23 protein-coding genes are annotated in these 22,886 nt (G+C 65.4%); 8 read left to right on the plus strand and 15 right to left on the minus strand.

What is annotated here, in order from left to right; all coding sequences use genetic code 11:
* Positions 1–31: 31 nt before the first annotated feature.
* Both HD883_RS03130 and HD883_RS03135 read left to right on the plus strand, forming a co-directional pair.
* Positions 32–571 (plus strand): DsbA family protein, encoded by a 540-nt coding sequence (locus HD883_RS03130; protein ID WP_179587871.1) that lies wholly within the window; start codon positions 32–34, stop codon positions 569–571.
* 63 nt (positions 572–634) lie between these two features.
* Positions 635–2,434 carry an FAD-dependent oxidoreductase gene (locus HD883_RS03135; protein ID WP_179587870.1) on the plus strand — a complete coding sequence of 600 codons (1,800 nt, stop codon included), beginning with the start codon at positions 635–637 and terminating at the stop codon, positions 2,432–2,434.
* Between the two features lie 42 nt (positions 2,435–2,476).
* On the opposite strand, the gene ptrR is transcribed toward HD883_RS03135, so the two are convergent.
* Positions 2,477–3,373, minus strand: coding sequence for a putrescine utilization regulator PtrR (gene ptrR, locus HD883_RS03140; protein WP_179587869.1), 897 nt, complete (start codon positions 3,371–3,373; stop codon positions 2,477–2,479).
* A 97-nt stretch (positions 3,374–3,470) separates the two neighbouring features.
* On the opposite strand from ptrR, the gene HD883_RS03145 reads away from it, so the two are divergent.
* The gene (locus HD883_RS03145) at positions 3,471–4,853 is read left to right on the plus strand and encodes an NAD-dependent succinate-semialdehyde dehydrogenase (protein ID WP_179587868.1); all 1,383 of its coding nucleotides are present in this window, start codon (positions 3,471–3,473) and stop codon (positions 4,851–4,853) included.
* Positions 4,854–4,933: 80 nt separating this feature from the next.
* Here the strand turns inward: HD883_RS03145 and HD883_RS03150 are convergent, their stop codons facing one another.
* From HD883_RS03150 to coxB, 8 genes are all read right to left on the minus strand, one after another.
* Positions 4,934–5,941, minus strand: a complete 1,008-nt coding sequence (locus tag HD883_RS03150; protein ID WP_179588770.1) for an asparaginase — start codon at positions 5,939–5,941, stop codon at positions 4,934–4,936.
* 271 nt (positions 5,942–6,212) lie between these two features.
* Positions 6,213–7,529 (minus strand): cytochrome c, encoded by a 1,317-nt coding sequence (locus HD883_RS03155; RefSeq protein ID WP_179587867.1) that lies wholly within the window; start codon positions 7,527–7,529, stop codon positions 6,213–6,215.
* A 20-nt stretch (positions 7,530–7,549) separates the two neighbouring features.
* Positions 7,550–7,906: a c-type cytochrome gene (locus tag HD883_RS03160; RefSeq protein WP_373563300.1), complete on the minus strand. Its 357-nt coding sequence runs from the start codon at positions 7,904–7,906 to the stop codon at positions 7,550–7,552.
* Between the two features lie 8 nt (positions 7,907–7,914).
* Positions 7,915–8,826, minus strand: coding sequence for a cytochrome c oxidase assembly protein (locus HD883_RS03165; RefSeq protein ID WP_179588769.1), 912 nt, complete (start codon positions 8,824–8,826; stop codon positions 7,915–7,917).
* A 170-nt stretch (positions 8,827–8,996) separates the two neighbouring features.
* Positions 8,997–9,314, minus strand: coding sequence for a hypothetical protein (locus HD883_RS03170; RefSeq protein ID WP_179587865.1), 318 nt, complete (start codon positions 9,312–9,314; stop codon positions 8,997–8,999).
* Between the two features lie 9 nt (positions 9,315–9,323).
* Complete coding sequence (locus HD883_RS03175; protein ID WP_179587864.1) at positions 9,324–9,977, minus strand: cytochrome c oxidase subunit 3; 654 nt, start codon at positions 9,975–9,977, stop codon at positions 9,324–9,326.
* A complete protein-coding gene (ctaD, locus tag HD883_RS03180; RefSeq protein WP_179587863.1) occupies positions 9,974–11,905 on the minus strand; it encodes a cytochrome c oxidase subunit I in 1,932 nt (643 codons plus the stop codon). Before ctaD (HD883_RS03180) ends, HD883_RS03175 begins: the two co-directional genes overlap by 4 nt.
* Positions 11,902–12,933 (minus strand): cytochrome c oxidase subunit II, encoded by a 1,032-nt coding sequence (gene coxB, locus HD883_RS03185; protein ID WP_179587862.1) that lies wholly within the window; start codon positions 12,931–12,933, stop codon positions 11,902–11,904. Before coxB ends, ctaD (HD883_RS03180) begins: the two co-directional genes overlap by 4 nt.
* Positions 12,934–13,407: 474 nt before the next feature.
* On the opposite strand from coxB, the gene HD883_RS03190 reads away from it, so the two are divergent.
* The 3 genes from HD883_RS03190 (at position 13,408) to HD883_RS03200 (ending at position 16,067) form a co-directional block, all read left to right on the plus strand.
* Positions 13,408–14,325: a ZIP family metal transporter gene (locus HD883_RS03190; protein WP_257021972.1), complete on the plus strand. Its 918-nt coding sequence runs from the start codon at positions 13,408–13,410 to the stop codon at positions 14,323–14,325.
* A 170-nt stretch (positions 14,326–14,495) separates the two neighbouring features.
* Positions 14,496–15,401, plus strand: a complete 906-nt coding sequence (locus HD883_RS03195; RefSeq protein ID WP_179587861.1) for a manganese catalase family protein — start codon at positions 14,496–14,498, stop codon at positions 15,399–15,401.
* Positions 15,402–15,509: 108 nt separating this feature from the next.
* Positions 15,510–16,067: a DUF4142 domain-containing protein gene (locus tag HD883_RS03200; RefSeq protein WP_179587860.1), complete on the plus strand. Its 558-nt coding sequence runs from the start codon at positions 15,510–15,512 to the stop codon at positions 16,065–16,067.
* A 123-nt stretch (positions 16,068–16,190) separates the two neighbouring features.
* Here HD883_RS03200 and HD883_RS03205 read toward each other — a convergent pair whose 3' ends face one another.
* Complete coding sequence (locus HD883_RS03205) at positions 16,191–16,625, minus strand: Hsp20/alpha crystallin family protein (protein WP_179587859.1); 435 nt, start codon at positions 16,623–16,625, stop codon at positions 16,191–16,193.
* A gap of 58 nt (positions 16,626–16,683) precedes the next feature.
* Positions 16,684–17,127, minus strand: coding sequence for an Hsp20/alpha crystallin family protein (locus HD883_RS03210; RefSeq protein WP_179587858.1), 444 nt, complete (start codon positions 17,125–17,127; stop codon positions 16,684–16,686).
* Here HD883_RS03210 and HD883_RS03215 point away from each other — a divergent pair.
* Positions 17,120–17,281, plus strand: coding sequence for a hypothetical protein (locus HD883_RS03215; protein ID WP_179587857.1), 162 nt, complete (start codon positions 17,120–17,122; stop codon positions 17,279–17,281). The two genes, HD883_RS03210 and HD883_RS03215, sit on opposite strands and share 8 nt — an antisense overlap.
* Here HD883_RS03215 and HD883_RS03220 read toward each other — a convergent pair.
* Together HD883_RS03220 and ctaD (HD883_RS03225) are read right to left on the minus strand one after the other, a co-directional pair.
* Positions 17,268–17,798, minus strand: coding sequence for a DUF2244 domain-containing protein (locus HD883_RS03220; protein ID WP_179587856.1), 531 nt, complete (start codon positions 17,796–17,798; stop codon positions 17,268–17,270). The genes HD883_RS03215 and HD883_RS03220 overlap by 14 nt on opposite strands.
* A 54-nt stretch (positions 17,799–17,852) precedes the next feature.
* Positions 17,853–19,478, minus strand: coding sequence for a cytochrome c oxidase subunit I (gene ctaD, locus HD883_RS03225; protein ID WP_179587855.1), 1,626 nt, complete (start codon positions 19,476–19,478; stop codon positions 17,853–17,855).
* 260 nt (positions 19,479–19,738) lie between these two features.
* Between ctaD (HD883_RS03225) and HD883_RS03230 the strand changes: the two genes are divergently transcribed.
* On the plus strand, positions 19,739–21,043 hold the full coding sequence (locus HD883_RS03230; protein ID WP_179587854.1) for an NAD(P)/FAD-dependent oxidoreductase: 1,305 nt from the start codon (positions 19,739–19,741) through the stop codon (positions 21,041–21,043).
* Here the strand turns inward: HD883_RS03230 and HD883_RS03235 are convergent, their stop codons facing one another.
* Entirely contained in the window at positions 21,044–21,508 is a 465-nt protein-coding gene (locus HD883_RS03235; protein ID WP_179587853.1) for a DUF2269 family protein, read from the minus strand.
* Positions 21,496–22,842, minus strand: coding sequence for an SDR family oxidoreductase (locus tag HD883_RS03240; protein WP_179587852.1), 1,347 nt, complete (start codon positions 22,840–22,842; stop codon positions 21,496–21,498). The genes HD883_RS03235 and HD883_RS03240 overlap by 13 nt, the downstream gene beginning before the upstream one ends.
* Positions 22,843–22,886 lie beyond the last annotated feature (44 nt).

The raw sequence follows: 22,886 nt of genomic DNA on the forward strand, positions 1-22,886 counted from the left end.
GGAGGCGCAACGCGCCAAGGGGGGTATCTCTATGCCAGACCGTACCGCATTGATTCCTGACAAGGCGATTGATCACATTATCGGACCGGCTTCGGCCCCCGTCGTGATCATCGAATATGGCGATCTTGAATGTCCGAACTGCCGCACGGCACACGGGGCCGTCCACCAGTTGCTCAAGCGCCGCGCCGACGACGTCCGTTACGTGTTCCGTCATTTCCCGCTGCTGGAAGTGCATCCCCATGCCGAACTTGCGGCCGAAGCCGCCGAAGTGGCGGGCGCGCAGGGCAAGTTCTGGCCCTATGTGGATATGCTGTTCGAACACCAGTCGCATCTGGACCACGCGCACCTGATCACCTACGCAGAAACGCTTGAACTGGACATGCTGCGGTTCAAGAGCGAGCTCGATGACCACGTGTACCTGCAGCGGGTGCAGGAACACATTGCGTTGGGCACGGCGCTGCGGGTGCGCGCCACCCCCACGTTCTACATCAATGGCGTGCTGGTCGATGTGTCCTTCGGCATGGACCGGCTCGAACGCGCGATCGACGCCGCGGTGGCCGCGTCGCGCTAGCAGCGGCACCCTACCCCGGCCCTACACGCCGGGCATCCCGGAACATTCAAGGACACGCCACGCATGGGTCTCACACCAGGTTCCGACTTTTCGCTTGCCGACTCCGTTCCGTTGGCCGAGCCCGTCAGGACGTCGACGAGCGCCTCGCGACGGCCACAGATGTTCCCGATGCTGTCCTCGGCCGACATCGGCCGGCTGTGCCGCTTCGGCCACAAGCAGCGCTGGCCCGATGGCGCCGGTATGTTCGAGGCGGGCAATGCCGCGACCGGCATGTTGGTGCTGCTGGAAGGCAGTGTGCAGATCACGCAGTACGACGGCCTGGGGCATTACGCCGATGTTGTCGAGCAGGGCCCCGGGCAGTTCCTGGCTGAGATAGGCCAACTGGCAGGGCACCCGTCGCTGGTGTCGGGCCGCGCCATTGGCGATGTCGAAGCCCTGGTGATCGATCCGGAAAGCCTGCGGGCGCTGGTCGTGGCTGAAGCCGATCTGGGCGAGCGGATCATGCGCGCGCTGATTTTGCGGCGGGTCGCGCTGCTCGAGACCAATACCGCGGCGCCCGTGCTGGTCGGGCCGCCGGGGCACGCGAACATGGTGCGGCTGCAGGGCTTTCTGGCGCGCAATGCGCATCCCCACGCCGAACTGGCGATGGACGATGTGACCGCGCTGAAGCTGCTCAAGGAATACGGGCCGACGGCCGATCAGTTGCCGCTGGTCGTGTGCCCGGACGGCACCGTCAAACTGAATCCGTCCGAAGCCGAGCTGGGTCGATGCCTGGGCCTGCTCCCCGATCTGTCGGGCGACAAGGTCTATGACATTGCGGTGATTGGCGCGGGCCCCGCCGGGCTGGCAACCGCGGTGTATGCGGCATCGGAAGGCCTGTCAGTGCTGGTGCTCGACGCCTACGCGTTTGGCGGGCAGGCCGGCGCCAGTGCCCGGATCGAAAACTACCTGGGTTTTCCCACCGGGATTTCGGGTCAGGCCTTGGCGGGCCGGGCCTTTGTTCAGGCCGAGAAATTCGGCGCCCGCATCGCTGTGCCGGCGGTGGTGGAAGGGCTGGACTGCAGCGCCTGCCCGCGCCGCATCTTCATTGAAGGCAATCCGACGGTGCAAGCCAAGGCTGTCGTGATCGCCAGCGGCGCGAAGTACCGGCATCTGGATGTCGAGAACTTTGCGCGCTACGACAATGCGGGCGTGCATTACTGGGCATCGCCGATCGAAGGCAAGCTGTGCCACGCATCCGAAATCATGGTGGTCGGTGCGGGCAATTCGGCGGGCCAAGCCATCGTGTATCTGTCGAGCCAGGCCACCAAGGTGCATGTACTGGTGCGGGGCGCGTCCATGGAAGCAACCATGTCGAGCTATCTGGTCGAGCGCATCCGCGGGCTGAAAAATGTCGAAGTGCATCTGCGCACCGAGATTGTCGGTCTGACGGGCGAAGACGGTGAGCTGACCGCGGTCACCTGCCGGCATCGCGACACCGGTGAACAGCGGCTCACCCCGGTGCGCCGTCTGTTCCTGTTCATTGGCGCGGACCCGAACACTGACTGGCTCAAGGACTGCCCGGTGGCTCGCGACAGCAAGGGCTTCATCCTGACCGGCGCGCCTTCCGAGGATCCGACGGCCCGCACGCCGTCTCCGCTGGAGACCAATCTGCCGGGCATCTTCGCGGTCGGTGATGCGCGCGCGGGGTCGACCAAACGGGTCGCGGCGGCGGTGGGCGAGGGCGCCGGGGTAGTGGCGCAGATCCATGCCTATCTGGCGACGCTGGACGAGCACGCCATGCCGATCAAGGCGCAGGCGCCCGCGCAGGTGAAGGTGCCGGAGCAGGTAAAGGTGCCGGAGCAGGAACAGTCCAAGGTGTAGATGTCGGCACCGCAATCGATGCCGATGTGGATGTAGCCGTCGCTACGATGCCGGCGTCGGCGTTGATTCCGTTGCCGTTGTCGCGGGGTCCCCGAGCAGTCCGATCAGGGCATCGACGTTCGGCGTCCGCGCACCGCGCCGCCACACCAGCCAGGTCTGCGCTTCGCGAAACGGTGATGCGAGGCGATGCGCCATCACATTCTGGCTGCCGTACATGGTATTGAGCATGCTCAAGGGAACCAGCGCCAGTCCGCCGCCAGCCGTCACGCACGCCAGCATGCCGTGGTAGGACTCCATTTCGAAGATCTTGCCCGGACGCACGCCGTCGGCCGCAAACCAGTTTTCAAAGTGCCGGCGATAGGAGCAGTTGGGCCTGAAGGCATACAGCGTCGCGCCCGCCACATCGCTGGCGCGCGCGATGGGCGCGTGCCGCTTGGGCGAAATGACGACCATCTCTTCCGGGTACACGGCAATGCCGTCGAGCAGCGGATGGCCCACTGGCCCGTCGGTGAACGCGGCGGACAGGCGGCCTGCCAGCACGCCGTCGATCATGTCGCCTGACGGTCCGGTGGACAGGTCCAGTTCGACCTTGGGATAGCGTTGATGGAAAGCCGCCAGCACCGGCGGAATACGCACGGCTGCAGTGCTTTCCATGGCGCCCAGCGTGAAAGTGCCGCGCGGTTCGCTGCCCATCGCGGCCTGCCGGGCTTCTTCGGTCAGGTCCAGGATACGGCGGGTGTAGTCCAGGAAAGTATGGCCGACCGACGACAGGCGCAGCCGCAGCTTTTCGCGAATGAACAGGTCGACACCCAGTTCTTCTTCGAGTTGCTTGAGGCGGGTCGTGACGTTGGACGGCACACGATGCAGGCGTTTGGCCGCCGCGCTGATGCCGCCTTCTTCCGCCACGGCGCGGAACACTTCGAGTTGGGACAGGTCCATATTCTTCCGGAAAGAATGTTTCTTTCCTTATTTTTCAATTTTCAGGAAGGTTGCACAAGCTTATCGTGGAGCCTGACCTCTTGTTCCGGAGCTTTGCATGTCGTCCACCCCTGCTTTTGCCTTGTCCATCAACCCCGCAACGGGTGAAGAGTTCGCGCGGTACCCGATCGAGTCGCAAACGGAAATTGATGCGTCCCTGAATCTGGCCGTGGCCGGCTACCGGGCCTGGAGCGCGATGCCGGTCAGCGGACGCGCCGACGTGCTGCGGCGTTTGGCGAAGGTGCTGCGCGCCGATATCGACGCCCTGGCTGCATTGGCCACCAATGAGATGGGTAAGCCGATTGCGCAGGCGAAGGCCGAAGTTGAAAAGTGCGCGGGCCTGTGCGATTGGTACGCGGAACACGGTCCCGCCATGCTGAACGATGAAAGCACCGCGATCGGCAAGGACGCCTATGTGTCCTACCTGCCGATCGGCGCCGTGCTGGCCGTCATGCCCTGGAATTTCCCGTTCTGGCAGGTGCTGCGCGGCGCGGTGCCTATCCTGTTGGGTGGCAACGCCTATGTGCTCAAGCACGCCCCGAATGTGATGGGCTGCGCCTATGCGCTGCAGTCGGCGCTGAAGGAAGCGGGCTTGCCGGACGGGGCGTTCAGCGTACTGAATGCATCGAATGATGGCGTGTCGATGGCCATTGCGGACCGGCGGATTGCCGCGGTGGCGGTCACGGGCAGCGTGCGCGCGGGCTCCGCCATAGCGTCGCAAGCCGGGGCGGCCCTGAAGAAGTCCGTGCTGGAATTGGGCGGCGCCGATCCCTTTATCGTATTAGCGGACGCAGACCTGGACGGCGCGGTCAAGGCGGCGGTGACGGGCCGCTTCCAGAACAATGGCCAGATCTGCATCGCGGCCAAGCGCATCATTCTTGAAAAGCCGATTGCGCAAGCCTTTACCGAGAAGTTCGTGGCGGCGGTCAAGGCGCTGAAGGTGGGTAACCCCATGGACGCTGATACCTTCGTCGGCCCGATGGCCCGGTTCGATCTGCGGGACGAGTTGGCCGGACAGGTGCAGGCATCGATCGACGGCGGCGCGACCCTGCTGCTGGAGGGCGGCAAAGTCGATGGCAAAGGCAACTACTTTGCGCCGGTGATTCTGTCGGATGTGCGTCCGGGCATGGTCGCTTTCGACCAGGAGTTGTTTGGCCCGGTTGCTTCCCTGATCGTGGCCGAAGACGAAGAAGACGCGCTGGCCCTGGCCAACCACAGCGAATTCGGGCTGAGCGGCGCCATCTGGACCACGGATCGCGAAAAGGGCAAGGCGTTTGCGCGGCGCCTGGAAACGGGCGGCGTGTTCGTGAATGGCTTTCCGGCGTCCGATCCGCGCATCCCGATCGGCGGCATCAAGCACAGCGGCTATGGCCGCGAGCTGTCGCACTTCGGGATGACGGAATTCCTGAATGCGCAGACGGTGTGGGTGGACCGGAAATAGGCAGCGGTCTGACGATCGATCGCGGCCTGCAATGAGGCCGCCGTTGAATGATCGAAGGCGGCCCGCAACAAGGCAGCGGGCTAACGATCAAAGGCGGCCCGTAACGACGCGGTGTCTTGCGGGCCGGCCTGCAGCAGCAGGATCAGCAGCAACCGCGCCTTTTGCGCGCTCAGGTCACCGCCCGGGATCGCGCCTGCGTCGAAGGTCGTCTTGCCACCTCCGACAAAACCGTACAGCGGCCGCACCCGGCCATTCGGCACCCGTGACGTGATCACGACGGGCACGCCCCGCTTGATCGCGTGCACTACGGCCTCGTACATCGACACATTCATATTGCCCATGCCCACGGCCTCGACCACGATGCCAGCCACACCGCGTTCCACGGCGTAGCGGATATAGGTGCCATCCGCGCCGCCATACATCGGAAAGATATCGACCTTGGGAAATGTGGTGGCCGTGACCGGCACGGTCATCCGCCGCAAGGGCGCGCGTGAAAACACCACGCGGTCATCCCAGACTTCGCCCAGGAACCCTGCATCGCCCGACTTGAAGGTCTCGACATTGCCCGTGTGCGTCTTGGTGACGGAACGCGCGGCGTTGATCTGCTGGTTCATTGCGACCATCACCCCTTTGCCCCGCGCTTCGGGAGCGACGGCGATGCGGATGGCATTGAGCAGATTGCGCGGTCCGTCGAAGTCGGCCGCCGACGCATTGCGCTGCGCGCCGACCATGACAACGGGCTTGTCCGACACGACAGTCAGGTCCAGCCACCATGCGGTCTCTTCCATGGTGTCGGTGCCCTGTGCGAGCACAATGCCGGCGACGTCGGGCCGATCCAGTGTGTCCTGCACCCTGCGCGTGAGCGTGCCCCACCATTCCGCGTTGAAGTAGTTGGCCGACATGTTGGCGACGTTGTCGACCTCGATCTCGGCATGGGTGGCCACATCGGGGATGGTCAGCAGCAGATCGTCGCCGGTGATGGCCGGCACGATGCCACCCGTGGCCGGGTCGATCTTCATGGCGATGGTGCCGCCGGTGGCCATGAAGACCACGCGAGGCAAGGCTGTGGCCGGGCTGTCGGGAAGCATGGACACGCCGCGCAAAGCGGGCAGCAGGGTGGAAAGAGGGCGCATGAAGGCTTCCATGAGGGGTCGGGCAGGTGGGCCGCGGCGGTGGCTTCAGCCGCGCGCAGGGCAGGTCAGGCAGGCGGTGACTTCGGCCGCGAGCAAGGTCATTTGGGCAGGCAGTGGCTTCAGCCGCGCACAGGGTAATTCTGGCAGGCGACAACTTCAGCCCCGCGCGGGGTGATTCGGACAGGCGGTCGATTCTAGCAAGTGCGGTCTGGCCGGCGTCCCGACGTCAGTGCTTCGTTTTGTCTTTCTGCAACGTCTGCCGCAGCTTGGCCACGTCGCTGGTCGTGACCGGCTTGGCCTCGTTGCCCCAGGCGCCCCGCACATAGGTCAGGGCCTGCGCAATCTGCAAATCAGTCAGGCGTTGCCCGAAGCCGGGCATGTCCTGTCGCGGCGGGCCGGTCAGGGTGACGGGGCTGCCGCCGCCTTCCAGGCTCAGGCGGATCAGGGATGTCGGATCTTTCGCCAGAACCGATGGATTGCCCGCCAGCTTGGGGTAGCGGTCCGGCACGCCACGTCCGTTGTCCTGGTGGCATTGCGCGCAGAAAGTACGATAAACCGACAATCCTATCGTCTCGCGGTCTGCCGTGCGGTCGCCGTCGGCGGGTCCGCGCGCGGTGGTGCGGGTCGCGTCGAAGGCGCCAGACGGGCGTTTGGGTGGCAGGCTCTTCAAGTATCTGGCGGCGGCGCGGTGGTCGTCTTCCGTCCAGTGCTGCAGGCTTTTTTCGATCGTTTCGACCATGCTGCCGTAGGCCGCGCTGCCATCGCCATGACCCGTCCGGAAGAAGCGGACCAGTTCGTCTTCGCTGACGCGGCCCAGTCCCGATCCGGGGTCGCCCGTCAGGTTGGACGCATACCAGTTTTCGTTGATGGCGCCGGTCAGGTAACGCCAGGACGATTCGTCGCTGCCGCGTTCCTGGAAGCCTGCGCCGCGCGGGGTGTGGCAGGTCCCGCAGTGTCCAAGGCCCTGCACGAGGTAGGCGCCGCGATTCCATGTCGCGTCGCGATCCGGCTTGGCTTGATACACGCCGGACGGTGCGAACGCCCATTGCCACAGGGCCAGCAGCTTGCGCTGGTTCATGGGAAAGGGCAGCGCGGTCTGGGGGGCGGGCAGGGCAACTGGCGCGACGCCATGCATCATGTAGGCGAACAGGGCGCGCATGTCGTCGTCGGTGATTTTGCTGTAGGACGTGTAGGGCATGGCGGGATAGAGCCGCTTGTTGCCGGGCGCGATGCCCTGGCGCATGACCTTGGCGAAGTCATCAAAGCTGTAGCGGCCGATGCCATAGGCGGGATCGGGCGTGACGTTGCTGCTGATGATCTCGCCAAAAGGCGTGCCCAGGCTGCGTCCGCCGGCAAAGGGCTGGCCGTTGTCACGGGCGGTGTGACAGGCGGCGCAGTCGGCAACGACCGCGAGATACTTGCCGCGGGCAATCAGTTCGGCGTCGGGACCCGCACTCGCCACTGCCGGCTTCCCGATCAGCAGGACGCCAGTGATCAGGAGGCAGAGCATGGCAAATGGAGTGGGGCGAAAAGTCATGGTCATGTTTGTCTTGACGCCGCCGGTCACCGGGGCGCGTTCAGCAGGTAGGCGGCAATGTTGCGGGCGTCGGTCTCGTTGACGCCGAGGTCGGGCATTGCGCTGCGCGGGTCCAGCGCCTGGGGATGCTGGATCCAGGCGATCAGACCGTCGGGGGTATTGGGGATATGGCCGGCAAGGTAGGCGCGGTCCCCCAGGCCTTTCAGCGAGGGGCCGACCGTGCCGTGCGCGCCCGGCACGCCGCCGATGGTGTGGCAGGCGCCGCAGCCGTAACGCGCAATGGCGTCCCGCCCGGCTTGCGGAAAGCCGTGCGTGGCGATGTCGCGTTCCGGCAGGCTGGGCTGGCACGCCGAAGCCACCAGGCACACCGCGAAAATGACCACGCGCCGTATCATCGGCTTCCCCTCGCGGATCGCGCCAGCGGCACCGCATGCCCGGCGGCCAGGGCCGGCGTGCGCCGATCCAGCACGTACCGCAACGCGATGGCCAGCCCTGCCAGGAAATACGCCAGGCCGCCCGGTACCCACATGATCAGCCCGCCCAGCTGCTGGTCCTGCAACGGGTCGAACCCAAGCGCCGTGGTGGGCGTGACATAGATGGGATACCAGAGCCCCGGCGCCAGCGTCAGCAGTGCGCCAAGCGCGCCGGTGTGCAGCATGGTCGTGAAGACTGACAGCATGGCGTGGCCATCGCCGGTATGGCCACGCCGGCCCGGCAGCACTGTCCACCAGAAGAACAGTGCACTGACGAAAAAGCTGGCGTGCTGCAGGGTGTGGATGCCGGGCCGGGTCAGGGCGGCTTCGAACAGGGGCGGTGCGTGCCAGGCCCACAAGGCCAGTGCGTGGAACGCCCAGGCCACTGATGGCGACGTCATCCACCGCCAGCTGCCGCGCACGCCCGGCGCGTGCAGGCCGTGGCCGATGGCAGGCCGCCATGACGATGGCAGGGCCCACATCCACACTGCCAGCGGCCGGCCTAATACGAGCAGGGGCGCGGCCAACAGCATCAGCACTTCGTGCTGCACCATGTGGGCCGAAAACAGGGCGGCGCCCAGGGCGTCGAGCGGTGAAACCAGCGCCAGCACGGTCATGGCCCAGCCCAGCACAAAGGCGCCGAACTGGCGAAGGCGAAACCCGCGCGCCCGCCGGCTGCGGGCGCGAAGCCGCAGATACCCGGCCAGGTAAAGGCCCAACGTGACGACGAGCAGCACCACGACCCACGGCTCGAACGTCCAGCCAATGTCGGGAACGCCGGTGGCATCGGCCGACAAGGTGTGCGCGCGCGCGGCGGCAAGCGGTGCCATCGCGAGCACGAGTGCCGCCACCGATTGCACGCGACCGCATGCCCAGGACCGGTGTCGCAGTGTCGTGCGACCGACCCCGTTGCGCGCTCCGGTAGACCGGCTGCTCGCCGGTCCGGCGACCTTGCCGCAAGCCGGGCCATGACCTGCAAAGGCGACAGGCGATGGCGTCATCATCGGCACGCCGACAGCAACAATGGCGGAATCGACAGCGCCAGCAGCGACAGCGCCGACATGGCCCCGACACACGTGCCCACCAGCGCCAGGAAGGGCCGGTTGCCCGACACCTGGGCGCTGGCCGGCGCGCCCGCCCGCCAGTCGCGCCATGCCAGCACCGTTGCGATCACCGTGAACACGAAGGCGATCAGGCTGCAGGCGAGCAGCGCCGCGTTGGTCTGCCAGCCGCAGGACACGGGCACCAGCGCGTACATGATGGTCAAGGCGGTCAGGGCCGCGGTGGGGGCGCCCAGCAGGGCCAGGAAGGTGGGCATCATCGTCTCCTACCACCGGGGCGCCCAGTAGATGACCGCATAGATCGGAAGCCAGCTGACAACCACGAAATACCAGTAGGCGGCGTTCTCGCTCACATCCACGTAGCGCTTGCCTTCGAGCGGACCGGTGTACAGCAGCACCGTGAGCACCGACGTATCGATGGTGTCGGTAAGCAAGTGCACGGTGTGCAGTCCCAGCAGCAGCCACACGATGGACCCGTAGGCATTGAGCGTCCAGCTCACATTGAGGGTCGCGAATTCGAACGCGCGCACGGCCAGGAACAGGATGGCCGACAGCAGGCAGACCAGAAGCCAGTTGCGGGCGCGCACGCGGTTCAGGCGTTCGGCTTCGCGTTTGGCGAAGTGATTCGGGATGGCGCTCAGCAGCAGGATGACGGTGTTGACCGTGCCCCACAGCAGGTCGGGCGCAATGGCGTTGATCGGCCAGTCCGCCGACAGGCTGCGCAGGTAGAAGTAGGTCATGACCGCCAGCGCAAACACCGTGCTTTCGATCACCATCAAGCCCAGCGTGGCCCACCACATGATGCTGCGGTGGCCGAAGGCATAGGTGGGCAGGTCCCGCACGTTCAGGACGTCGCGCGCAGGCAGGCCGTCGGGTGTCCAGGTGGCCGAGTCGCTGGCGGGCAGGTCGTGCGCGGTCATGGCTTGCGCTCCAGGAAGACGGCGCGTTGGGTGTTGAGCCGGTTGGGCCAGAACCAGATCGTCATGGCGATGGCGGTGGGGATAGTGCCCCACACCACGGCCCAGGGTGTGTAGACCGATCCGATGAACAGGGCGGTCGTTGCCAGTGCACTGACGAATGGCCAGATGGACGGCGACGGAAATACCGGACAGGAGTCGGGCCGCGCGTCGATCACGCTGGTCACCAGCACCTGGCGCGCGTTGGCCGCCAGGCCCGCGACCCAACGGGGGCTGCCGGCGGGCTCCCACAAGGGATTGCGGCCATGCACGACAGGCATCACATCGAAGTTGTGCGGGGGCGGGGGGCTGGGCATGCTCCATTCCAGCGTGGCCGCGCCCCAGGGGTTGTCGCCTGCCAGCGCGCCATGCCGCCGGCTGCGCAGCACGTTCACGATGAAGACCAGGATGCCGGCCGCAAGCGTCCAGGCGCCCGCCGTGGCCAGCAGGTTCATGCCCTCCCAACCCATGTCGGGGGCATAGGTCCAGATGCGACGCGGCATGCCTTGCAGTCCCAGCAGATGCATCGGAAAGAACGCGACGTTGAAGCCGACGAACATCAGCCAGAAATTCCAGCGGCCCAGCGTCTCGTTCAGCATGCGGCCGGTGAATTTGGGAAACCAGTAATAGAACGCGCCGAATAGCGGGAATACCGCGCCGCCCAGGAGCACATAGTGGAGATGTGCAACGACAAAGTAGGTGTCGTGTACCTGCAGGTCGAGCGAGACAGAGCCGAGCATCACGCCGGTCATCCCGCCCATGACCAGGATCACGAAAAAGGCCAGCACGAACCACAGGGGCGTCTTGAAGTTGAGGCGCCCGGTGGCCAGGGTGGCAAGCCAGCAGAAGATCTGGATGCCCGATGGCACCGCGATCATCAGGCTCGCCGCGGTAAAGAAACTTTTGCCGAGCTGCGGAATGTCAGTGGCGTACATGTGGTGGACCCAGAGCCCGAACGCCAGGAAGGCCGTGGCGAACAGGGCCAGCACCATGGCCGGATAACCGAACAGCGTGCGCCGCGCGAAGGTCGGGATGATTGCCGAGATCATGCCAAGCGGTGGAATGAAGATCAGGTAGACCTCTGGATGACCAAAGAACCAGAAGAGGTGTTGCCACAGCAAGGCATCGCCGCCCCGCGCCGGGTTGAAGAACTGGGTGCCCACCAGCCGGTCCAGGATCAGCGACGTGCTGCCCAGCATCACGGCCGGCATTGCAAACAGCACCATGAACTGGGTGATCAGCGTGGCCCAGACGAACAGCGGCATGCGATTGAGCGACATGCCGGGCGCGCGCATCTTGAAGATCGTGGTGATGAGGACGATGGCTTCGAGCAGGGCCGCGGTTTCGGTAAAGGTGATCATCTGCGCCCAGATGTCCACGCCCTTGCCGGGCGAGTAGTCCGGTCCGGCCAGGGGGACGTAGCTGAACCACCCGGCGCTGGACGCCGACCCCAGCAGGAACGACCCGTAAAGAAACGCGCCGCCCAGCACGAACACCCAGAAGGCATAGGCGTTCATGCGCGAAAAGGCCACGCTGCGCGCGCCTATCATCAAGGGCACCAGATAGGTCGCGATCGCCTGCATGACCGGCACGGCGAACAGGAACATCATGGTCGTGCCGTGCAGCGTGAACATCTGGTTGTAGAGGTCGGGGTCGACCAGGCGCAGGTCCGGCTTTGCCAACTGGATGCGCATTGCCAGCGCGATCAGTCCGCCCAGCACAAAGAATACGAACGTGGCCAGCATGAAGCGGCGGGCGATCGTCTTGTGGTTGATCGCGGCGAAGAAGCCCCGAATGCCCGGCGGGTCGTCCCAGGTATCGGCCAGGCTGCGCCGGACCGCGGCGGGCGCGTTCGGGCCGTCCTGCATCGACGGGATGGGAGAGGCCTTCATTGCAAGGTCTCCAGATAGCCGAGCAGCGCCTGCAGTTCGTCGGGCGGCAGGCGGTTGATCGGCATCATGGCGCCGGGCTTGAGGGAATTGGGGTCGATGATCCATCCAGCCAGATTGCCGCGGTTGTTGGGCAAGGTGCCGGCGGCCAGGGTGGGGCGGCTCGCAAGATGGGTCAGGTCCGGTCCCAGCGTGCCGCTTGCCCCGGTGCCGCGAATCGTGTGGCATTGCGCGCATCCGCGATCAAGGAACACCGCCAGGCCACGTGACGTGTCAGCCAGCCGGGGATCGGACGCGGGTCGGGCAGCTGGGAAGCTGCCTGGCGCCGAGGGCGCAAGCGAGTGGGGGGTGTCTGCCGACAGGGGGTCGCGGGCCGGCAGGGCCTGCTGGTCGGCCCAGGCCGCGAACGCTTCCGGGGTATCGGCCTTGACCGAGAACGCCATCATTGCGTGCTGCTCCCCGCAGAATTCGGCGCACAGGCCACGGAATTCGCCGGCGGTGTCGGCGCGAAATTCGATGGTGGTCGGACGGCCCGGGATCATGTCTTTCTTGCCATGCAGGCTGGGCACCCAGAACGTGTGGATGACATCGGCCGACCGCAAGGACACGATGACGGGCCGGCCAACCGGAATGCGCACCTCGTTTGCGCCCGTGAATGCCGGGCGATCACCGTCCGCGGCATAGCGCGTTTCCCACCACCATTGGTGCCCGATCATTTCGATATGCAGCGCATTGGCGACCGGCAGGCGGGATAGCGCCCGTTCGGTCACGACATCCGCCACGACCAGTCCGACCAGCAACACGGTTGACACTGCGGTTGCCCAGATCACGGCGCGCGTGGGCCGCTTCTCGGTGGCATCGCCGTTGACGACAAGGGGGCGCGTCTGCGCGGTGGCGCGCGGTGAACGCAGCAGAGCGACCAGCAGGACCGCGAGCACGCAGGCGAACACGCCTCCGCACACCAGCAGGGTCAGATGCCAGAGGTCGGCAATCCTGGAGGCCTGGACGCCGGCGGGTTCCAGGGCGTGCATCGCCGGCACGGCCAAAGCGGTTGCAGGCGTCAACAACAGAAACAGCGCGGCGGGGCGAATGATGAGGCTCGACTAAGGGATGGACAGGGACGTGATCCGCCGGGTCCCGTGTCATGGGGACCGCAGCGCATCATCAGCCAGGGGGCGGCAGCTGCTGCTGCTTTCCCCGATGGATGAGATTGAAGCGAGTTTCATGCCAAATTACGGCTGAGCCAGCAACCGATCAACGACGCGACTCGCGCTGCGCGCTGCTGTCCAACGCGACTGCGGGGCGTGTCATTTCTTGCTCAGCATTGCAAGGGCTTCCGCGTAAATCCCCTCGTGGCAAGGGGGGCGGAATGCGGCAAATGGCAGCCCGCCGTGCGCTCCGGGCGGTTGAGCCTGGCGGAACGCTTCTTGCATTGAACGGTTGACGCATTGATATGGGCGCGCTCGCGTCCATCCTCCCCATCCCCCGTCGTACCAGGACATTCGATGCCCCACCCGGCCCTCGACCGCATGCACAAATCCTCCGGCCGTGCGCCGGCCATCACGCCCCGGCGTGCATTGGGCTCATTGATCGTTCTGGCAGGTCTGGCCGTCCTGCTCACCGACCTGTACCAGTTCCTGGTCGACCAGAACCCGAGGGTACATGACGCCTTGCTTGCGGGCAGCGTCGCCGCCTTTGCGACCGCGCTGGGTACGGTGCCGGTGTTGCTGTCGCAGACCTTCTCGCAACGCATTTCGGACACGATCATGGGTTTTGGCGCGGGCGTCATGCTGGCGGCCTGTGCCTTTTCCCTGGTCATTCCGGCGCTGGCGTCGGCGCAGGATCTGGGCGCGGGGCCGTGGGGCGCGGGCAGCATCGTCGGCGCGGGCATCCTGATCGGCGCGGCGATGTTGCTGCTGCTGGATCGCGCCGTCCCGCATGAACACTTCGTGAAAGGACTGGAAGGCCCGACGGGCCGGGCCATGAAGCGGGTATGGCTGTTCGTGCTGGCCATCACCTTGCACAACCTGCCCGAAGGCATGGCGATCGGCGTGGCCTTTGGCGGCACCGATGCAGTGGGCGCGCAGGCGCTGGCCACGGGTATCTCGATCCAGGACATGCCCGAAGGTCTGGTGGTGGCGACGGCGCTGCGCGGCGTGGGCTATGGCAAGTGGAGCGCGGTGGCGCTGGGGATTGCGTCCGGCCTGATCGAGCCCATTGCCGCGGTCTTTGGCGCGGCGGCCATCGGCATCTCGGCCGGCCTGCTGCCTTGGGGGCTGGCGATCGCCGCGGGCGCCATGCTGTTCGTGATCAGCCACGAGATCATTCCCGAATCGCATCGCCAGGGACACGAGACGTCGGCGTCGATCGGCCTGATGGTCGGATTCGTGGTCATGATGCTGCTGGACACCGCCCTTGGCTGATCCTGCGGCCAGACAGGCTATGGACGAGCAGGATGCCGAATACATGAGCACGCTCAGCATTGAGCAAGTTGCATGATCACCCGATAACGCCGCAGTACAGCGATCTTCCTGGGCCGGGAATGCCAGTTGCGAATTCATCGCTACCCAAACCCGCAACTCAAGGAGAAAGCATGTTCGCCCACAATAAGCGTCTGCAATACACCGTTCGCGTCTCGGGTAGCAATCCCGGCCTGGCCAACCTTCTGCTGGAACAATTCGGCGGTCCCCAAGGCGAGCTGGCCGCGGCGTGTCGATACTTCAACCAGTCCATCGCCGAGGATGACCCCGGCCGCAAGGATATGTTGATGGACATTGCCACCGAAGAACTGAGCCACCTGGAAGTGATCGGCAACCTGATCGCCATGTTGAACAAGGGCGCCAAGGGCAAGCTGGCGGAAGGTATCGACAAGGAAGCCGATCTGTATCGCTCGCTGCAGCGGGCGGGCAACGATTCGCACGTGACGCAGGTGCTCTATGGCGGTGGTCCGGCCTACATCAATTCGGGTGGCCAGCTCTGGAATGCCGGCTACATCGATTCGATCGGCGACCCCGCCTGCGACCTGCGCTCGAACATCGCGGCCGAGGCTCGCGCCAAGATCATCTATGAACGCCTGATCAACCTGACCGACGATCCAGGTGTCAAGGACGCGCTGGGCTTCCTGATGACGCGTGAAGTCGCGCATCAGCTGTCCTTCGAAAAAGCGCTGTATGCCATGGAGCCGAACTACCCGCCGGGCAAGCTGCCGGGCGATCCCCGCTTCACGCGCACGTACTTCAATCTGTCGCAAGGCGAAGGCGATGCCAGCGGTCCGTGGAACAGCCCGGAAAACTTCAACGTGGTGTCCAACTGGGAAGACCAGGGCGGCTTCGATGGCGGCGGCACTGCGACCACGACGCTGACGGCAGACGAAGAAGCCGCCGTCACGGCGATGGCCCTGCGGACGAAGTCCGATCCGAACAGCAACCCGACGACCGGCGCGGAGCTGGGCGCCTCGGCCACGGTGACCGGTACGGTCGACCCGCTGCTGAAGTCCTGACCTGTCGACGCCGCGGCAGGCGAGACCGTTCGGCCCGCCGCGGCTGCCCGATTGCTATCCCCCATCCTTAAATTGCAGTGCTCCCTTTCAACTAGGTGTTCCATGGTCATGACTCTTCCCCGTTTTCCGCGCGTCGTTCGTACGCTCGCTTCCGCTGCCGCTGTTGGCGCGCTCATGTCGGCGTGCGCCATGCTTCCTTCACAGATGGCCGTGCCGGCCAGTGCATCCGGCCCGGACCTGGACGCGCTGTTTGTCAGCCGTGCCGCCCAGACTGACGTGATGGAGGTCACCGCCAGCCGGATGGCGCTGCAGCGCGCCACGCGCCCGGAAGTGCGCCAGTACGCGCAGAGCATGATCAACGACCACACCCGGACAAGCTCGGAACTGCAGCAGATCGCGTCGCAGATCGGCATGCCGGTGGATGCCCGTCCGACTGCCATGGATGAAAAGAAGATGACGGCGCTGTCGGCCGCGCAGGGCGAAGCTTTCGACAAGGCCTATGTGAAGGTGGTCGGCGTACAGGCCCATACCGAGGCCGTCACGCTGTTCAAGCAGGAAGCCTCGAAAGGCTCGAACCCGGCGTTGAAGTCGTTCGCGACGCGCACGCTGCCGGCGCTGCAGCATCACCTGCAGATGGCCGAACAGCTTGAAAAGACGGTGAACTGAAGACCAGCTCTGCCGCCCGCAGTGGGGGCAGTGCTGAAAAAAAACGCCGCCGGCAGGTCCTGCCAGGCGGCGTTTTCATTGTGCCGACGGGTCAGCCGCCCCGTCGCCGAGCGATCCATCCGATCAGGCGGTGCGCACCTCTATCTTGCGCGGCTTGGCGGCTTCCGAACGCGGAATGGTCAGCGTCAGCACGCCGTCTTTCAGCTGCGCCGAAATGCGGGACGCATCCATCTCGCGGCTCAGGCTGAAGCTGCGTTGATAGACCGGGTCGCGCAGTTCGGTGTGCAGGATCGTGAAGCCTTCCGGTACATCGATGCGGGCTTCGCCTTCGATGAACAGACGATCGGATTCGGTGCGGATTTGCAGGCGGTCGGCCGACACGCCCGGCAGGTCGGCGATAAGGGTCACGCCGTCGGCGGTCTCATAAATGTCCATGTGCGGCATCACCGTCGAGCGGGGGCGTGACGGGGCCTGCACCTGGCTGGACCGGCGGGCATCGGTGCTGACGTTGGTGCCCTGCGTGTTCTTGGCGACGGCGATATCGGTGGTCTGAGTCATGGTCATCTCCTGGATTCAACAATAGGTCGTTCAATGCAGATCGATCACGTACCGGTTGTCATTGCACCGGGATCAGGCGCGGCTTGGACGATTCGCGCTTGCGCACCGTGATGCGCAGGCATCCATCGACGTAGCTCGCGTCGACCGCATCGGGGTCGGCGTCCTGCGGCAGTTCCACCACGCGGCGGAACGCGCCGTGGCGGCGTTCCTGGGCATACACATTCAGGCCAGCCACGTCGCGGGGGATCGCGCTCTGGCGTTCACCGGCAATGGTCAGCAAACCCTTGTCGATGGTGACTTGCAGGCTGGCTGCGTCCACACCCGGTACGAACGCAACCAGTTCGACTGCGTCGGGTGTGCTCCCGATGTTCAACGAAGGAAAGCCGCGGCTGTAGGCCCGGATGTCGGACGAGACGCCCAGGCTGCGGAAAATGTCGTCCATTTGCGAACGGATCGCCTCGAAGTCAGAGGCAAAATCCCGTGCGGAAGTCAGAGTGGCCATCGTTGTTCTCCTGAAAAAGTTCACGGCGGACATCCTGGCTGCCTGGCCGCTGCATGGTGAAGCGGCGGTGCCGGTGACGTCGTCAGTCCAAATCTATTGGCTGCGCGATGGCTTTCAAGAGGGCGAAAAGCGTCCGCAAATCACGTCGTTGTAAGCGACTGTAACGCGCTTGAGGGTGCGCCATGCGCGGCGCCGTCCCAGGGCAGGGCGCGGCGCAGATCGCGCTGCAGCGCCCCAAGCCGATGGCGCGGCACGAACTCGCCGATGCGCATGCGCGTCGCGCCCTGGCGCAGCCACAGTGTGGCGCTCTGGGGGTCGCTGGTGCGTTCCAGATCGACATGGACCCAGTTGCGATTGAAGACCTGACGGGTGCTGTTGCCGCCACGTTCCGCTTCGACGACCACGCTGCCGTCGTCCATCAGGGACAGCGTTTCGCCGTCGCGGGCGTGCCGCATGTAGCACAGGCCCGCGAGCGAGACGGCCAGCACATCGACCAGGCAGAACAGGGTAATGACCCACAGGCCGTAGGCCAGGGCGCCCGCGCCCAGGATGGCCAGCACGCCATCCAGGCTGGCGATCCCCGCCAGGCACTGGCCTGGGGAGACACAGCAATTGCGGCGCAGGGTCCAGCTGCGTTCGACACGGGCCTGCGAAAGAGGACTGGGCGGCATGGCAGACGGCTTCCGTTCAGAAAGGATCACCCGGACTGGGGCTGGCGGGCACGGTCACTTTACCGTGGGCGGCGTGGCGAAGGAATGGTGGGGTGCGGGCGACGGAATCGTCCACTCGAGCCCCTGCGCGCCTTCCCACGGGCTGGAAGGCGCGGCCTCGCCTTTGCCTGCATAGCAGCGCAGCACCACATACAGGAACAACAGCTGGGACAAACCGAACCAGTATGCGCCTATCGACGCGATCTGATGAAAATCGGTGAATTGCACCGCGTAGTCGACATAGCGGCGCGGCATGCCGGCCAGACCCAGGAAGTGCATCGGGAAAAAGCTGATGTTGAACGAGATGATCGAGAACCAGAAATGGACCTTGCCCAGCCGCTCGTTGTACATGCGGCCGGTCCATTTGGGGAGCCAGTAATAGGTGCCGGCGAACAGCGCGAACAAGGACCCGGCGACCAGCACGTAATGGAAATGCGCCACGACGTAATAGGTGTCGTGCACCTGGATGTCGATCGGCGAAATGGACAGGATCAGGCCCGTGAAGCCGCCGATGGTGAACACGAAGATGAAGCCGATCGCGAACAGCATCGGCGTCTCGAAAGTGAGGGACCCACGCCACATGGTCGCCGTCCAGTTGAAGATCTTTACCCCCGTGGGTACCGAGATCACTGCCGTCGCATACATGAAGTACAGCTGTCCCGTGACCGGCATGCCTGTCGCGAACATGTGGTGCGCCCATACGATGAACGACAGCACCGCGATCGCCGCCACGGCGTAGACCATGGACGCGTAGCCGAACAATTCCTTGCGCGAGAAGGCAGGCACCACCGCCGAGATGATCCCGAACGCGGGCAGGATCATGATGTAGACCTCTGGATGACCAAAGAACCAGAAGATGTGCTGGTACAGGACGGGATCACCGCCTCCGGCCGCGTTGTAGAACGACGTGCCGAAGTGGCGGTCGGTCAGCAGCATGGTGACGGCCGCGGCCAGCACCGGCATGACCGCGATCAGCAGGAAGGCGGTGATCAGCCAGGTCCAGCAGAACAGGGGCATCTTCATCAACGTCATGCCTGGCGCCCGCATGTTCAGGACCGTGACCACGATGTTGATGGCGCCCATGATGGACGAGGCGCCCATGATGTGGATGGCGAAGATCGCCATGTCCATCCCGGGTCCCATCTGGGTCGAGAGCGGCGCGTACATCGTCCAGCCCGCCGCCGTGGCGCCCCCGGGTGAAAAGAACGACGCGGCCATGAGCATGCCGCCAGCCACCAGCAGCCAGAAGCTGAAGTTGTTCATGCGCGCGAAGGCCATGTCCGACGCGCCGATCTGCAGCGGAATCATCCAGTTCGCAAAGCCCACGAAGGCCGGCATGATCGCGCCAAAGATCATGATCAGTCCGTGCATGGTCACGAACTGGTTGTAGAGCTCGGGGCTGAAGAACTGCAGGCCGGGCTGATAGAGCTCGGTGCGGATGAAGAGGGCGAGCAGGCCACCTTCAAGCAGGGACACGAACGAGAAGATGAGATACATCGTCCCGATGTCCTTGTGGTTCGTTGCGGCCAGCCATCGCCGCCAGCCGGTCGGGACATCGTGGTCGTGATCGTGCGCGTGCGCAGGGTCGTGGGCCAGGCCGGCCGGGTGGCTGGCGCCTGAGTGAGGAAGGCTCGCGCTCATGGATTGCCTCTTGCAGGGTGGATGGAGAGTCGGGTCGCGTCGGGCGTGTTTAGCAATGCGTGTGCCGCGCGGCGACGATGGCCGAGGCCGGGTGACCCTGCGACCCGGCCCTATGCGGGCTTCGTGTGTCTTCGCGTTTTCGCATGAGCGAGGCTTGTTCATCCGCAGCACGCCTTGCTGATCGCTCGCAAGGGGGTACGGCGCTTGCTTGGGCTGCCACAACCATGCGGCGCGGCCGCGCAGACTTTTCAAGGACATGCATGAGTGCAACTCCCCATCGTGTAGTGATCATCGGCGGCGGCGCGGGCGGGCTGGAACTGGCCGTTCGGCTTGGCCGGCGTTTTGGCAGGGACCAGGTAACGCTGGTAGACCGCACGCCTTCCCATATCTGGAAGCCGTCGCTGCATGAAGCCGCGGCGGGCACGCTCGACATTCATCGCGAAGGCCTGTCTTACGCGATGCTGGGCCAGCACAACGGTTTTCGTTTTGTGCTGGGCGCCTTCAGCGCGCTGGACCGGGCGGCGCAGCGGGTCACCATCGCGGCGTTGAATGATGCGTCGGGCGCCGAAGTGCTGCCCGAACGGCAGCTGCCCTACGACACGCTGGTGCTGGCCGTGGGCAGTCACGGCAACTTCTTCAATACGCCGGGCGCCGAGCGTTTTGCCCTGTCACTGGATTCGACCGCGTCCGCCGAACAGTTCCGGGTCGAACTGCTGAAGGCGGTGGCGCGTGCCGATGCCAAGGCCGTGGACGGCAAGGCAGCCACGGTTCAGGTCGTGATCGTGGGTGGCGGGGCAACCGGTGTCGAGCTGGCGGCGGAACTGCACGAGGCCGGGCAGACCCTGTCGGACTATGGGTCGTCCCGGCCTGACCGGCAGGCGGAACTGCGCATGACCCTGATCGAAGGCGGACCGCGCGTTCTTGGGCCGCTGCCCGAGCGGGTGGCGGTGGCGGCCACGCAGTTGCTGACGGAGCGCGGCGTGGCGATCCACACTCAGTGCCGTGTGTCGGAGGTACGGCGTGACGCCGTCATCGCGGGCGACAAGGTCTTTCCGGCCGACCTGGTAGTGTGGGCCGCGGGCATCAAGGCGCCGGCGTTTCTGGCGACGCTGGGGTTGGCCGTGACGCCGCTGAACCAACTGGTGGTGGATGGGCAGCTGCGCACCGAAGATCCGGCGATCTTTGCGTTCGGCGATTGCGCGGCTGCGCCGTGGGAAGGCGGTAGCAAGACGGTGCCGCCGCGGGCGCAGGCCGCGCATCAGCAATCGTCCTATCTGTACGGACTGCTGCGCGACCGGATGCAGGGGCGTCCGATGTCGGGCAAGCCCTTCCGTTTCCGCGACTTCGGCTCGCTGGTGTCGATCGGGCATAGCGAAGGCGTGGGCAGCCTGATGGGCGGCCTGTCGGGCCCGAAGATGCAGGTGGAAGGGTGGATCGCCCGGATCATGTATGCGTCGTCGCACTGGTCGCATTACGTGACGGTGCTGGGCCTGTGGCACGCGCTTCTGCGGGGACTGGCGCGCACCTTGAACCGGCGTTCGCAGCCGCGGGTCAAGTTGCACTGATCACGCAGGCTTCGCGACCATCAGCCAGAAGATCGCCAGGAAGCAGAACAGGGCCGGCACGCCCAGCGCCACCCACCATTTGAAGGCCTTCCAGTACGCGGCGGGCAGCGGCACGCTGGCCCGGTAGGCCAGCTGCGACAGGTCGCGCAAACGCATCTGGATGCGCACGACAGGCAGCCAGCAGGCGATCGCTATCGCATACAGCACCAGCGATACCGCCACCCAATGCGTCGACATCGGGATGCCCATGATGTGCAGCAGATAAAAGCCCGTGACCGGTTGCAGGATGGCGGTCGTGGCGGTAAAGATCCAGTCGGCGATGACCACGTAGCGCGTCACGATGGCGATCGCGCGCACGTCCCGGTGCAGGGTCACGAAGAACAGGTAGAAGGCCGACCCCACCCCGGTCCCGAACAGAAAGGTGGACGACAGGATGTGCAGCCATTTGACGATCAGGTAGTCCATCGGGTCGCGCCTTGTTCGGGTAGGGGGTCTTCAAGCTGATACAGCAGCAACAGTGCCGCCAGCATGGGCAGGTTCTTGAGGATCGGGCCGTAGGGATGCAGCCAGAACTCGGGCAGCCATACGGTGATGACCACGGTATAGAACGCAATCAGGCCGAACTGCACCACCCACAGCAACTGGCGCCTGCCGCCGCGCAGCGTGAAGATCAGCAGGCCAAGGATCAGGTCGACCAAGGCTGCGCTGTATAGCAGCACGCGGGCGAAGTCGCCCTCGGCGCCCAACCGTGCCAACAGGGCCAGGCTGTCTGCCTCCGGATACAGGCCGAAGGACACCATGCCCGTCCAGATCCAGACCAGCGCAATGGCGATACGCAGGCAGGGCAGGGCCCAGTTCAGCGACGACTGGATGCGGACGGCGGGGGCGGTGCGCGCGGGGATGAACTGATCGGCGCCGCGCGGGGCGCGACCCAGCAGACGGGTGATGGAAGTGGGGTCGCCCACATTGCCGCGTTCCAGCATGTCCAGCGTATCGGCGTCCAGCAGGCTGCCGGGCAGTCGTCCGGCCAGTCCGGCTACCGTCCGCAGCAGGGACACCGGCAAGGGGACCACGGGCGCCGCCGGCGTGATGCGCATGGCCCGTCGCAGCGTCGCGAGATAGTCCCTGAGCGTGACGGGCGACGGTCCGACCAGGGGAACCACCTGCGACCCGGGGGGCTGTGACGGGGCTGCCGATTCGATCAGCGCCACGATCGCATCGATGGCGTCGGCTAAGTGGACCGGCTGGATCTGCTGCCTGCCGCCGCCTGGCAGCGCCAGCACCGGCAGACTGGCTAGGGTGTCGAACAGGCGCGCACTGGCGCCGCCCGGGCCATAGACCAATGAAGGCTGCACGACCACGCTGTCGATCGGCAGACGCATCAGGTAGGCGTCGGCGCTGCGTTTGCTCAGGTGGTAGGCGCTTTGTGCGCCGTTGTCCGCACCCAGGGCGGAGATCTGGATCACCCGGCGCACGCCGGCCAGCACGCATGCGTCGAATAGCGCGATCGGGGCATCGACATGCAGTGCACTGAAGGTTTGCGTGCCGTGTTCCTGCAGGATGCCGACGGTGTTCACGACCACATCCACGCCGTCCAGTGCCGACCGCCATGCTTGAGGCGGCGGGCGATCGGCAAAGTCCAGGGGAAAGGTGCGAACGCGGGAGTCGGGCTGACCGGCTGACGGGCCGGGCAGTGGCGACCCGCGTCGCGGGCAGATGAGCGTGTGGCCACGGGCGAGCAACGCGGTGGCCAGGGCTTTGCCAATAAAGCCATTGGCGCCGGTCAGAAGTAGGTGCAAGCGCAGAACCCTCGGGAAATGCGGCGTTCGATCGGAAGCGAACA

Origin of the sequence: Pigmentiphaga litoralis (assembly GCF_013408655.1) — a bacterium.
Taxonomy (GTDB): domain Bacteria; phylum Pseudomonadota; class Gammaproteobacteria; order Burkholderiales; family Burkholderiaceae_B; genus Pigmentiphaga; species Pigmentiphaga litoralis_A.

Excerpts from the sequence above, each read along its gene's own strand:
- HD883_RS03130 (WP_179587871.1), top strand. The coding sequence starts at position 32 with ATGCCAGACCGTACCGCATTGATTCCTGACAAGGCGATTGATCACATT.
- ctaD (WP_179587855.1), bottom strand. The coding sequence starts at position 19,478 with ATGAGCGCGAGCCTTCCTCACTCAGGCGCCAGCCACCCGGCCGGCCTG.
- HD883_RS03155 (WP_179587867.1), bottom strand. The coding sequence starts at position 7,529 with ATGACCATGACTTTTCGCCCCACTCCATTTGCCATGCTCTGCCTCCTG.
- HD883_RS03170 (WP_179587865.1), bottom strand. The coding sequence starts at position 9,314 with ATGCCCACCTTCCTGGCCCTGCTGGGCGCCCCCACCGCGGCCCTGACC.
- HD883_RS03175 (WP_179587864.1), bottom strand. The coding sequence starts at position 9,977 with ATGACCGCGCACGACCTGCCCGCCAGCGACTCGGCCACCTGGACACCC.
- ptrR (WP_179587869.1), bottom strand. The coding sequence starts at position 3,373 with ATGGACCTGTCCCAACTCGAAGTGTTCCGCGCCGTGGCGGAAGAAGGC.
- HD883_RS03235 (WP_179587853.1), bottom strand. The coding sequence starts at position 21,508 with ATGGACTACCTGATCGTCAAATGGCTGCACATCCTGTCGTCCACCTTT.
- HD883_RS03135 (WP_179587870.1), top strand. The coding sequence starts at position 635 with ATGGGTCTCACACCAGGTTCCGACTTTTCGCTTGCCGACTCCGTTCCG.
- coxB (WP_179587862.1), bottom strand. The coding sequence starts at position 12,933 with ATGCACGCCCTGGAACCCGCCGGCGTCCAGGCCTCCAGGATTGCCGAC.
- HD883_RS03195 (WP_179587861.1), top strand. The coding sequence starts at position 14,496 with ATGTTCGCCCACAATAAGCGTCTGCAATACACCGTTCGCGTCTCGGGT.
- HD883_RS03150 (WP_179588770.1), bottom strand. The coding sequence starts at position 5,941 with ATGCTTCCCGACAGCCCGGCCACAGCCTTGCCTCGCGTGGTCTTCATG.
- HD883_RS03145 (WP_179587868.1), top strand. The coding sequence starts at position 3,471 with ATGTCGTCCACCCCTGCTTTTGCCTTGTCCATCAACCCCGCAACGGGT.
- HD883_RS03190 (WP_257021972.1), top strand. The coding sequence starts at position 13,408 with ATGCCCCACCCGGCCCTCGACCGCATGCACAAATCCTCCGGCCGTGCG.
- ctaD (WP_179587863.1), bottom strand. The coding sequence starts at position 11,905 with ATGAAGGCCTCTCCCATCCCGTCGATGCAGGACGGCCCGAACGCGCCC.
- HD883_RS03205 (WP_179587859.1), bottom strand. The coding sequence starts at position 16,625 with ATGACTCAGACCACCGATATCGCCGTCGCCAAGAACACGCAGGGCACC.
- HD883_RS03200 (WP_179587860.1), top strand. The coding sequence starts at position 15,510 with ATGACTCTTCCCCGTTTTCCGCGCGTCGTTCGTACGCTCGCTTCCGCT.
- HD883_RS03220 (WP_179587856.1), bottom strand. The coding sequence starts at position 17,798 with ATGCCGCCCAGTCCTCTTTCGCAGGCCCGTGTCGAACGCAGCTGGACC.
- HD883_RS03210 (WP_179587858.1), bottom strand. The coding sequence starts at position 17,127 with ATGGCCACTCTGACTTCCGCACGGGATTTTGCCTCTGACTTCGAGGCG.
- HD883_RS03165 (WP_179588769.1), bottom strand. The coding sequence starts at position 8,826 with ATGGCACCGCTTGCCGCCGCGCGCGCGCACACCTTGTCGGCCGATGCC.
- HD883_RS03230 (WP_179587854.1), top strand. The coding sequence starts at position 19,739 with ATGAGTGCAACTCCCCATCGTGTAGTGATCATCGGCGGCGGCGCGGGC.